Below are 10,353 nucleotides of genomic sequence, written 5' to 3'. Positions count from 1 at the left end.
CGCCTGGACGGGCTGTCGTCTCAGATGACCGAGGTGCTCAGTCTCTTGAAGAGCCGTCCCTGATCAGGCGGGGAGATCCTTGATCATGTTCGTGATGCGAATCGTGGAGCACCGACGTCCCTGATCGTCGGAGATGACGATCTCGTGCACGGTGATGCTGCGGCCGAGGTGGATCGGCGTGCATACGCCGGTCACCGTGCCCGAGGTCGCGGAGCGGGTGTGCGTCGCGTTGATGTCGACGCCGACGGCGAGTCGTCCCGGTCCGGCATGGAGGTTCGCCGCCATCGATCCGAGCGACTCGCCGAGGACCACGTACGCGCCTCCGTGGACGAGTCCTACCGGCTGGGTGTTGCCCTCGACGGGCATCGTGCCGACAGAGCGCTCGACGGAGAACTCGGTGAACTCGATGCCCATCTTCTCGGCCAATGCGCCCATGCCGCGGGCGGTCGCCCACTCGAGTCCTTCGCTCGTCGTGACGTCGCTCATGAATCCTCCTCAGCGGGTGTCTGTCGTCCTCGTTAGGCTGACAGGGTGACGGACTCCGCAAAGCCTACCCTCATGGTCGTCGACGGCCATTCGCTCGCCTATCGTGCCTTCTTCGCCCTTCCGGTCGAGAACTTCACGACCAAGGACAACCAGCACACGAACGCCATCTACGGGTTCCTGTCCATGTTGGTCAACCTCATCAAGGCCGAGCAGCCCACCCACATGGCCATCGCGTTCGACACGTCGCGGCACTCGTTCCGCACCGACGAGTACCCCGAGTACAAGGCCACGCGGTCCGAGACGCCTCAGGAGTTCCGAGGCCAGATCCCACTGCTGCAGGACTGCCTCGCCGCGATGTCGATCCCTGTGCTGACCAAAGAGGGCATCGAGGCCGACGACATCCTGGCCACCCTCGCATCGCAGGGCGCCGCCCAGGGCTACGACGTGCTGGTCGTCTCCGGAGATCGCGACACGATCCAGCTCGTCACCGATGACGTCACCCTCCTGTATCCGTCGGTGCAGGGCGTCTCCCAGCTCAAGCGCTACGACCCGACGACGGTGCAGGAGCGCTACGGCGTCCGCCCCGAGCAGTATCCCGACATCGCGGCGCTGGTCGGCGAGACGAGCGACAATCTGCCGGGAGTGCCGAAGGTGGGCGAGAAGACCGCCGTGAAATGGCTCACGCAGTTCGGGTCTCTGGACGATCTCCTCGAGCGCTCCGGGGAGATCAAGGGCGTCGTCGGCGGCAACCTGCGAGATCACATCGAGGATGTTCGACGCAACCGCAAGCTGAACAGGCTGCTCACCGACGTCGAGCTGCCCGTGGCGCCTGACGACCTGGCGGTCACGCCGATCGATGCGCAGGCCGTGCGCGACATCTTCGCCCGACTCGAGTTCCGCACGCTCCTTCCGCGCGTGTTCGAGGCCGTCGGCGCAGGAGAGGTGGCAGACGACCCGGCATCCGTCGTCGTGCTCCCCGAACCGGTCGAGGTCGATCCGGCGGCCTTCGTCGCATGGGCGACGGGCGTGCAGGGCGACATCGCGCTCACCCTCACCACGCAGTCGGGCGCTCCGTCACGCCTGGGGGCCGCGACGGAGACCGAGCTCCGCGAGCTCGACTGGAGCGCCGAAGCGGAGGAGGCTCTTCGCGGCTGGCTCGAGTCCGACGCTCCGAAGATCATCCACGACGCGAAGCCGCAGGTGAAAGCGCTGCTCCGTCGCGACGTCCGCCTCGGCGGGCTCGTGTACGACACGAGCCTCGCAGGATGGCTCCTGCGTCCGAGCTTCCCCGACAAGTCGCTCAGCGACCTCGTGGAGCGGTACCTGGGAGAGAAGCTGCCCGAGGCGGATCCCTCGCAGCTCGTCCCCGAGACCGAGGGCGCGACGCCCTCGCAGGAGGCATGGTTCGCTCTGCGCGTCGCGGCGGCACTGCGTGAGGACATCCCGGACTCGGTCGCGGCCGTCCTCACGGACATCGAGCTGCCGACCCTGCTCACGCTCGCCGACATGGAGGTCGCCGGCGTGGCCGTCTCTCACGACGTCCTGTCCACGTTCTCGGGCGAACTGGGAATCCGGGCCGAGGGCATCGCTCAGGAGGCGTTCGCTCTCGTCGGACGCGAGTTCAACCTCGGTTCGCCGAAACAGCTCCAGGAGGTGCTGTTCGACGATCTGCAGCTGCCCAAGACGCGCAAGACCAAGACCGGATACTCGACGGATGCCGCGGTGCTCGCCGATCTCCAGGAGTCGAACCCGCATCCGTTCCTGGGGCTGCTGCTACAGCACCGTGAGGCGACCAAACTCCGCCAGATCATCGAGTCCCTCGACACGGCGATCGGCGACGATCACCGGATCCACACCACGTACGTGCAGACCGGGAGCCAGACGGGCCGCCTGTCGAGCACGGACCCGAATCTGCAGAACATCCCCGTACGCACCGAGGAGTCTCGGCGCATCCGTAGCGCCTTCCAGGTCGGAGAGGGCTACGAGTCGCTGCTCACCGCTGACTACTCGCAGATCGAGATGCGCATCATGGCGCACCTGTCCGGAGACGAGGGGCTCATCGAGGCCTTCAACAGCGGCGAGGACCTGCACCGGTTCGTCGGCGCCCGGGTCTTCGGGGTCGAGCCGAGCGACGTCACCTCCGCGATGCGCACGAAGGTGAAGGCCATGTCCTACGGGCTCGTCTACGGCCTCTCGGCGTTCGGTCTCTCGAAGCAGCTGCGCATCGAGCAGTCCGAGGCGAAGCAGTTGATGGTGGAATACTTCGCCCGATTCGGCGCCGTCCGCGACTACCTGCGGGCTTCCGTGCTCAAGGCCAAGGAGGTCGGCTACACCGAGACGATCTTCGGACGGCGTCGGCCGTTCCCCGACCTCGCGAGCCCGAACCGCGTGCTCCGCGAGAACGCCGAACGTGCTGCCCTCAACGCGCCGATCCAGGGGAGCGCGGCCGACATCATGAAGATCGCGCTGTTCCACATCCACGACGATCTCCGCACAGAGGGTCTCGGGTCGCGGGTACTGCTGCAGATCCACGACGAACTCGTGCTCGAGGTCGCCCCGGGGGAGTGGGATGCCGCAGAGCGCATCGTCCGCTCTCGTATGGGTGACGCTGCAGCGCTGACTGTTCCACTCGATGTGCAGGTCGGTCGGGGCCAGGACTGGAACGAGGCCGCCCACTGATCTCGGCGGCGACCCGGTTCCCGATATGTTGCGACGGGGTGCCGCGGGCTACGCTGGAGGGATGACTTCCGCACCCCGCACCCCGTCAGCCATCGACAAGGTCGCCGACGAGTGGGTCGACACGATCGCCGTCCTCGCTCCCACCCTCGGCACCTACATCGGCCGTTCCGAGGTGAACGATCGCTTCGGCGATCTGAGCCCGCAGGGTCACGAGGAGGTCGCCGCGGCGACGAGGGCGACGCTCGCGAAGCTGGCCGCCCTCGAGCCGGTCGATGCCATCGATGAGGTGACCAAGACCGATCTCAGCGCTGAGCTGAGCCTCGATCTCGAGCTCCACGAGGCGAATTGGCACCTGCGCGATCTCAACGTGATCGCGTCTGCCGCGCAGGATGTCCGTGCCGCGTTCGACCTGATGCCGACCGCGACGAGCGACGACTGGTCGGTGATCGCCACTCGGCTCGCTGCCGTCCCCGATGCGCTCCGCGGCTACACCGAGACGCTCCGCGCCGGTATCGCGGCGGGCGTCACACCCGCGCGCCGTCAGGTCACCGAGGTCGCCACGCAGATCGATCGCTACACGGCCGATGACGGCTTCTTCGCCGAGTTCGTCGCGAACGGCGGCCCCGAGGAGGGCAACCTCCCGGCATCCCTCGCCCGTACCCTCGCCGACAACTCCGCAGCGGCCCGCGTCGCCTACCACGAGCTGCGTCGTTTCCTCGCTGAGGAACTGGCTCCGGTGGCGAGCGAGGTGGATGCCGTGGGCCGAGAGCTCTACGCGCTGAACTCGCGTCGTTTCCTCGGCGCCACGATCGATCTCGATGAGACGTACGAGTGGGGGCGCGAGGAACTCGCGCGCATGGTCGCGGAGCAGACGGCGATCGCGAATGAGATCCTCCCCGGAGCCTCGGTCGAGGAAGCCGTCGCACACCTGGAGTCCGACCCGTCGCGAAAGCTCGTGGGCACCGACGCCCTCCAGCGCTGGATGCAGGAGACCAGCGATCGTGCCGTCGCCGAGCTCGGTGCGACCCACTTCGACATCCCCGAAGCGATCCGCACCCTCGAGTGCATGATCGCGCCGACGCAGGAGGGTGGAATCTACTACACCGGCCCGACCGATGACTTCTCGCGCCCCGGTCGCATGTGGTGGTCCGTCCCCGAGGGCGTCACCGAGTTCGACACCTGGCGTGAGCTGACCACCGTGTACCACGAGGGCGTCCCTGGTCATCACCTGCAGATCGCACAGGCGGTGTACAACCGCGCGGAGCTGAACTCCTGGCGGCGCCTGCTCGCGGGCACCTCCGGACACGCCGAGGGATGGGCTCTGTACGCCGAGCGCCTGATGCAGCAGCTCGGCTATCTCGACGATCCCGCCGACCGTCTCGGCATGCTCGACGGCCAGCGCATGCGTGCGGCGCGTGTAGTCCTCGACATCGGCGTGCACCTGGGCAAGCCGCGGCTCGAGGGCGATGGGGTCTGGGATGCGGACTACGCTCTCGCCTTCATGCGCAAGAACGTGAACATGTCGGATCAGTTCGTCCAGTTCGAGGTCAACCGTTATCTCGGCTGGCCAGGGCAGGCGCCGTCCTACAAGGTCGGGCAGCGCATCTGGGAGCAGGTTCGTGAGGCGTACCAGGCCGAGCGCGGTGCAGATTTCGACGTCAAGGAGTTCCACAAGAGGGCGCTCGACATGGGTGGAGTCGGTCTCGACACGCTGCGCACCGCATTGCTCGAGAAGTAGCGGGAATGGTCCGGCCCGCACCGGTGTTCATGCATCTGAATGGAAAGGGATGACATGAGCATCGAGTTCGGGCTGGACACCTTCGGCGACATCACCAGAGACGCGGGCGGCGACCTCCTCAGCGGCGCGCAGACGATCAGGAACGTCGTTGCGCAGGCAGAGCTGGCGGACGCCGTCGGCGTCGATTTCTTCGGCGTGGGGGAGCACCACCGTCCGGAGTTCGCCGTGTCCGCACCCGAGATGGTTCTCGCGGCGATCGCCGGGAAGACCGAGAACATCCGCCTGGGCACCGCCGTCACCGTGCTGTCATCGGACGATCCTGTCCGTGTCTTCGAGCGCTTCGCCACGCTGGATGCCGTCTCGAACGGCCGCGCGGAGGTCGTTCTCGGTCGCGGCTCGTTCATCGAGTCCTTCCCCCTCTTCGGATACGACCTGCGCGACTACGAGGCTCTCTTCGAGGAGAAGCTCGACCTGTTCGTCCAGCTCCTGAAGGAGGAGCCCGTCACCTGGTCGGGCACGATGCGCGCGTCGCTGGAGAAGGCGGATGTCTTCCCGAAGACGGAGAAGGGCCTGCGCACGTGGGTCGGCGTCGGCGGCAGCCCGGAGTCGGTCGTGCGCGTCGCTCGGCACGGGCTCGGGCTCATGCTGGCGATCATCGGCGGGCCCGCTGTGCGGTTCAAGCCGTTCGTCGATCTGTACCACCGCTCCGTCGCGTCCTTCGGGACGACGTCGCACCCCGTCTCCGTGCACTCGCCCGGCCACATCGCGGACACCGACGACGAGGCATGGGATGCCGCCTACACCGGCTTCGAGGCGATGAACAACACGATCGGACGCGAGCGCGGGTGGCCTCCGTACAGCCGGGCGCGCTTCCAGAACGACGTCGGCCCCGAGGGGGCGCTGTACGTCGGCTCGCCCGACCGCGTGGCGACGAAGATCGCCGACACCGTCAAGACTCTCGGCCTGGGTCGCTTCGACCTGAAGTACGCCACGGGGACCCTCTCGCACGAGGCGATGATGCGCAGCATCGAGCTCTACGGCACCGAGGTCATGCCGCGCGTGCGCAGACTCCTCGCCGACTGACGGGGGAGGAGCGGCACCGGCCCTACGATGAAGGACATGGCCAACACCTCTCTGCCGAGTCGTGCGTCTCTCGCCCAGCGCCTGGATGAGGTGCCGTTCACCAGGAGGCATCTGCGGCTCCTCACTGGTTCGGGTCTGGGCTGGGCGCTCGACGCGATGGATGTCGGGCTCATCTCGTTCATCCTCGCGGCGCTCACGCAGCAGTGGGGGCTGACGAAGCCCGAAGCCGGGTGGGTCGCCTCGGTGGGCTTCATAGGAATGGCCGTCGGCGCGACGCTCGGAGGGCTGCTGGCGGACCGCCTGGGGCGCCGCCAGGTGTTCGCCATGACACTGCTGATCTACGGGCTCGCGACAGGGGCGAGCGCGCTCGTCGGCGGACTGGCGATGCTCCTGGTGCTGCGCTTCTTCGTGGGACTCGGGCTGGGCGCTGAGCTGCCCGTGGCGTCGACCTACGTGAGCGAGTTCGCTCCTGTGAAGATCCGCGGGCGCCTGATCGTGATCCTCGAAGCGTTCTGGGCGGTCGGGTGGACGGCCGCGGCGTTGATCGGCTTCTTCGTGATCCCGGCATCCGACGACGGCTGGCGCTGGGCCTTCGCGCTGGGGGCGATCCCCGCGGCGTACGCGCTGTTCGTGCGGTGGGGTATGCCGGAGTCGCCGCGCTGGCTCGCCATGCGCGGCCGCATCGCGGAGGCCGAGCGGATCGTCGTGTCCTTCGAGCTCGATGCGGGAATCGTGGCGGGTCCGGCGATCAGGAGGGAACCGCCGTCCAGGGCGATCACCGCGACCACGAGGTCACGCGTCACGACGCTGTGGCATCCGGAGTTTCGACTCCGCACGGTCTGCCTGTGGGTGGTGTGGCTGGGGGTCAATTTCGCCTACTACGGCGCCTTCATCTGGATACCGAGCATCCTCGTCGACGCGGGTTTCGATCTGGTCCGGTCGTTCGGGTTCACGCTGATCATCACACTCGCCCAGCTTCCGGGGTACGCCGTGGCCGCATGGCTGATCGAGGTCTGGGGGCGGCGCAGCACGCTCTCGGTGTTCCTCGTCGGGGCTGCGATCTCCGCGGTGTTCTTCGGCACGGCGAGCACGGCCGGCACGATCATCGCCGCGGGGATGGCGCTGTCCTTCTTCACTCTCGGTGCATGGGGTGCGCTCTACGCCGTGACTCCGGAGGTCTACCCCACGTCTCTGAGGGCGACGGGCGCAGGATGGGCGGCCGGCATCGGGCGGGTGGCGTCGATCATCGCGCCGCTCGCGGTTCCGGCACTGCTGCTCATGGGAGGCGCGCCCCTCGTCTTCGTGATCTTCGGCATCTGCTTCCTCGTCGCCGCGCTGGCGGCCTGGGGTCTCAGCGACCGGAAGGGGCAGTCGCTGGACGACCGCTGAGCGCCGATGTCGCCACCCGGCCATAGGCTGAGGGGGTGGCAGATGTACGTTTCGTGGCGATCGGCGACTCCTTCACGGAGGGTGTCGGCGACGTCCTCCCCGACGGGCGGGAGCGTGGCTGGGCAGACCTGACCGCGCAGGGCTGGGCGGATGCCGCGGGGCACACGATCCAGTACGCGAATCTCGCGATCCGGGGCAAGCTCGCCTGGCCGATCGTCCAGCAGCAGCTCGAGGCTGCGCTGGCTCTGCGTCCGACGCACCTCTCGTTCAACGGCGGGGGCAACGACGTGCTCAGGCCCCGAGCCGATGTCGAGCACATCGCCGACGCCTTCAGCCGCGTGCTGCGACGTTGCGACGAAGAGGGCGTGACCCTCATCCTGCTCTCCGGAGCGAACCCGAGCGGGCAGCTGCCGATGGGCAAGGTGTTCCAGAAGCGCGGAGATCTCTTGTCGGATGCCGTGCTGCGGCGGGTCGCCGAGCGTCCGGACGTCGTCACGGCGCTGAACTGGGGCGATCACGAGCTCTACCGACCGCAGTACTGGTCGGAGGATCGTCTTCACATGAACGCGGCCGGGCATCATCGCGTGGCCGCTCGCGTTCTGCACGCGCTCGGATTCGAGCCGCCGGAGAGCTGGTGGGCGCCGCGGGACGAACGGGGGATGGGCCCGGGCGGACTTGCGTACTATCGCGAATTCGTCGGGCCGTGGGTCAAACGGCGTGTGACAGGGACGTCGTCGGGGGATGGGCGCACCGCGAAGTACCCCGACTGGGTCAAGCGGACGCCACGGACGCCGTGACCGACATCGAGATGCGCCGGATCGCCGGCGGTGCCGTCACCCTGCACGACGCGCGACGCAAGGTCGAGCGTCTCGTCGAGGTGGAACCTTTCGAGATCGGTGTCTTCCCGATCACCGAGGAGCAGCTCGCCGAGGTGCTGCCGGTGCCGTCACGGCATCCGCGTCGTCCGGCGTCCGACCTGAGCTGGCTGAGAGCGGTGCATTTCTGCAACGCCGCATCGGAGTGGGAAGGACTCGACCCCGTCTACCGGTTCGACGGAGAGGACGTCAGCTGGGATGTGACCGCAGAGGGATACCGGCTGCCCACCGAGGCGGAGTGGGAGTTCGCCTGCCGCGCGGGCTCGACGGGCCCCCATTACGCGCCTCTCGCCGATGCGGCGTGGACCGGTGCGGACGGGGTCGCCTCTCCTCAGGATGTCGGCGGGAAGCTCCCGAACCTCAATGGCCTGTTCGACACCCTCGGCAACGTCTGGGAGTGGTGCTGGGATCTGCTGGACCCTGCGCGCTACGACGACTACCGCGTGTTCCGCGGGGGCGGCTTCGCGGATGATGCATGGAGCGTGCGCGCATCGGTCCGACGCGGGGGAGCGCCCCGCATGCATCATGAAGACGTCGGTCTCCGGGTCGCGAGAGGCGCCTTCGACACCCCTGGCGACGCGCAGGGGTGGTCGGTGAGGGCGGACGAGGAGAGAGCGGTCTTCGACGGCCCTGTGCCGTTCGGGTGGACGCCGCTCAGACGCCCCACCCGGTGACCTTCGTCCGGCCTCAGAGTCGCCGTTCGAGGCCGTCAACGACGCCGTTCGGGATCCAGGCCGACGCGGATGCGAGTGCGCTTGCGCTCGATGAGGATGAACACGGTGCCGAGGATCCACAACGGGATCGGCATGAGGAACGCGACGCGGAACGCATCGAGCGTGTAGGTGGCGGGTGTTCCCGCGCCCTGCAGATCGAGCGCGAGTCCGATCAGGAAGATCGCGATGAGTGCCGCGATGAAGCCACCCGCATTCGTCACGCCCGTCGCAGTGCTCAGCCGGTGTGACGGGTTGTGCGTGCGGGCGTGGTCGAAGGCGATCATGGAGGCGGGGCCTCCGGTCGCGAGCGCGACGGCGAGCACGTACAGCATCCACTCGGGCGCTCGCGTGGGGAGCGCGATCACCGCGACCCAGGCGACCAGCTGGATGCCGACGGCGGGCAGGACGAGCCCGAAGGAGCGCTGGTTCGGCATGCGCCGAGACAGGTCGCCGATCACCGGGCCGAGTGCCATGCCCGCGACGACATACACCGAGATGATCGCCGCGGCATGCGCCGTGTCGAGCCCTTGCGCTGCGGTGAGGAACGGCATTCCCCAGAGCAGGACGAACGCGGTGCCGGCGAACGGCGTGGTGAAGTGGGACCAGAACGCGAGGCGGGTGCCCGGGTGCGCCCATGCGGCTCGGATGCCGACACCGGTGTCGATGGCGGAGGTGACGACGCGGATGACCCCCGTGTCCGTGTCGACGGTGACATCCGCACCGCGCTCGAGCGGATGGTTGCGGATGACGAGGAAGACGAGGATCGCGAACAGCACTCCGAGTCCCGCGATGCTTCCGAAGGTGACCGTCCAGCTGGTGGCGTGCAGGAACGCGGCGAGCGGAACGAGCGCGACCAACTGCCCCGCCTGCCCGAGGATGCCGGTGAACTGCACCATCAGCGGCCCCCGCTGTGCCGGGAACCAGGTCGCCACGAGACGGAGCACCGCAGGGAAGATCGCGGCATCGCCTGCCCCGAGCAGGATGCGGGCGAGGATCGCGATGCCGATGCTGGGGGAGACCGCCATGGTCAACTGCCCCGCCGCCATCAGGATCATGCCGATGGTCATGATCGGGCGCGAGCCGTACTTGTCGAGAAGGACGCCGACCGGAATCTGCATCCCGCCGTAGACCGCCAACTGCACGACGGCGAAGAGCGCGAGCGTCGAGGCGTCGGCTTGGAACCGGTCTGCAGCATCGACGCCGACGGCGCCCAGCGAGGTGCGATTCGTGATGGCCAGGACATAGGCGGCAACGCCGACGGACCAGATGAGCCAGGCCCGCCATCCCGGTGTCGCTGCGGGGGAGACGTGTACCTGCTTCACGGTTCAACGCTACTCCTGCTCGGCGGTTCGGATCGGATGTCGTCGACTGACCTGCGTTCCGCGACGTC

At 67.9% G+C, this 10,353-nt stretch carries 8 protein-coding genes; 6 read left to right on the top strand and 2 right to left on the bottom strand.

What is annotated here, in order from left to right; genetic code table 11:
* Positions 1-63 precede the first annotated feature (63 nt).
* Positions 64-486, bottom strand: coding sequence for a hotdog fold thioesterase (locus CQ047_RS18180; RefSeq protein ID WP_105677426.1), 423 nt, complete (start codon positions 484-486; stop codon positions 64-66).
* Positions 487-531: 45 nt separating this feature from the next.
* Between CQ047_RS18180 and polA the strand changes: the two genes are divergently transcribed.
* From polA to CQ047_RS18150, 6 genes are all read left to right on the top strand, one after another.
* Positions 532-3,165, top strand: coding sequence for a DNA polymerase I (gene polA, locus CQ047_RS18175; protein ID WP_181156007.1), 2,634 nt, complete (start codon positions 532-534; stop codon positions 3,163-3,165).
* A 61-nt stretch (positions 3,166-3,226) separates the two neighbouring features.
* Positions 3,227-4,903, top strand: coding sequence for a DUF885 domain-containing protein (locus tag CQ047_RS18170; RefSeq protein WP_105677423.1), 1,677 nt, complete (start codon positions 3,227-3,229; stop codon positions 4,901-4,903).
* Positions 4,904-4,957: 54 nt separating this feature from the next.
* A complete protein-coding gene (locus CQ047_RS18165; RefSeq protein ID WP_105677422.1) occupies positions 4,958-5,986 on the top strand; it encodes an LLM class flavin-dependent oxidoreductase in 1,029 nt (342 codons plus the stop codon).
* A gap of 36 nt (positions 5,987-6,022) precedes the next feature.
* Positions 6,023-7,375 (top strand): MFS transporter, encoded by a 1,353-nt coding sequence (locus CQ047_RS18160; protein WP_105677428.1) that lies wholly within the window; start codon positions 6,023-6,025, stop codon positions 7,373-7,375.
* 35 nt (positions 7,376-7,410) lie between these two features.
* Entirely contained in the window at positions 7,411-8,172 is a 762-nt protein-coding gene (locus CQ047_RS18155) for an SGNH/GDSL hydrolase family protein (RefSeq protein ID WP_105677421.1), read from the top strand.
* A gap of 11 nt (positions 8,173-8,183) precedes the next feature.
* Complete coding sequence (locus tag CQ047_RS18150) at positions 8,184-8,924, top strand: formylglycine-generating enzyme family protein (RefSeq protein WP_105677427.1); 741 nt, start codon at positions 8,184-8,186, stop codon at positions 8,922-8,924.
* A 35-nt stretch (positions 8,925-8,959) separates the two neighbouring features.
* Here the strand turns inward: CQ047_RS18150 and CQ047_RS18145 are convergent, their stop codons facing one another.
* On the bottom strand, positions 8,960-10,285 hold the full coding sequence (locus CQ047_RS18145) for a nitrate/nitrite transporter (RefSeq protein WP_105677419.1): 1,326 nt from the start codon (positions 10,283-10,285) through the stop codon (positions 8,960-8,962).
* Positions 10,286-10,353: the final 68 nt, after the last annotated feature.

Origin of the sequence: Microbacterium sp. MYb72, assembly GCF_002979415.1 — a bacterium.
Taxonomy (GTDB): Bacteria; Actinomycetota; Actinomycetes; order Actinomycetales; family Microbacteriaceae; genus Microbacterium; species Microbacterium natoriense.
The sequence above is the reverse complement of the archived record's forward strand: the minus strand, read 5'-3'. Positions and strand labels throughout refer to the sequence as shown.

What these genes read in the sequence shown, in the direction of transcription:
- CQ047_RS18180 (WP_105677426.1), bottom strand. Translation starts at nt 486, where the DNA reads ATGAGCGACGTCACGACGAGCGAAGGACTCGAGTGGGCGACCGCCCGC.
- CQ047_RS18170 (WP_105677423.1), top strand. Translation starts at nt 3,227, where the DNA reads ATGACTTCCGCACCCCGCACCCCGTCAGCCATCGACAAGGTCGCCGAC.
- CQ047_RS18165 (WP_105677422.1), top strand. Translation starts at nt 4,958, where the DNA reads ATGAGCATCGAGTTCGGGCTGGACACCTTCGGCGACATCACCAGAGAC.
- CQ047_RS18160 (WP_105677428.1), top strand. Translation starts at nt 6,023, where the DNA reads ATGGCCAACACCTCTCTGCCGAGTCGTGCGTCTCTCGCCCAGCGCCTG.
- CQ047_RS18150 (WP_105677427.1), top strand. Translation starts at nt 8,184, where the DNA reads ATGCGCCGGATCGCCGGCGGTGCCGTCACCCTGCACGACGCGCGACGC.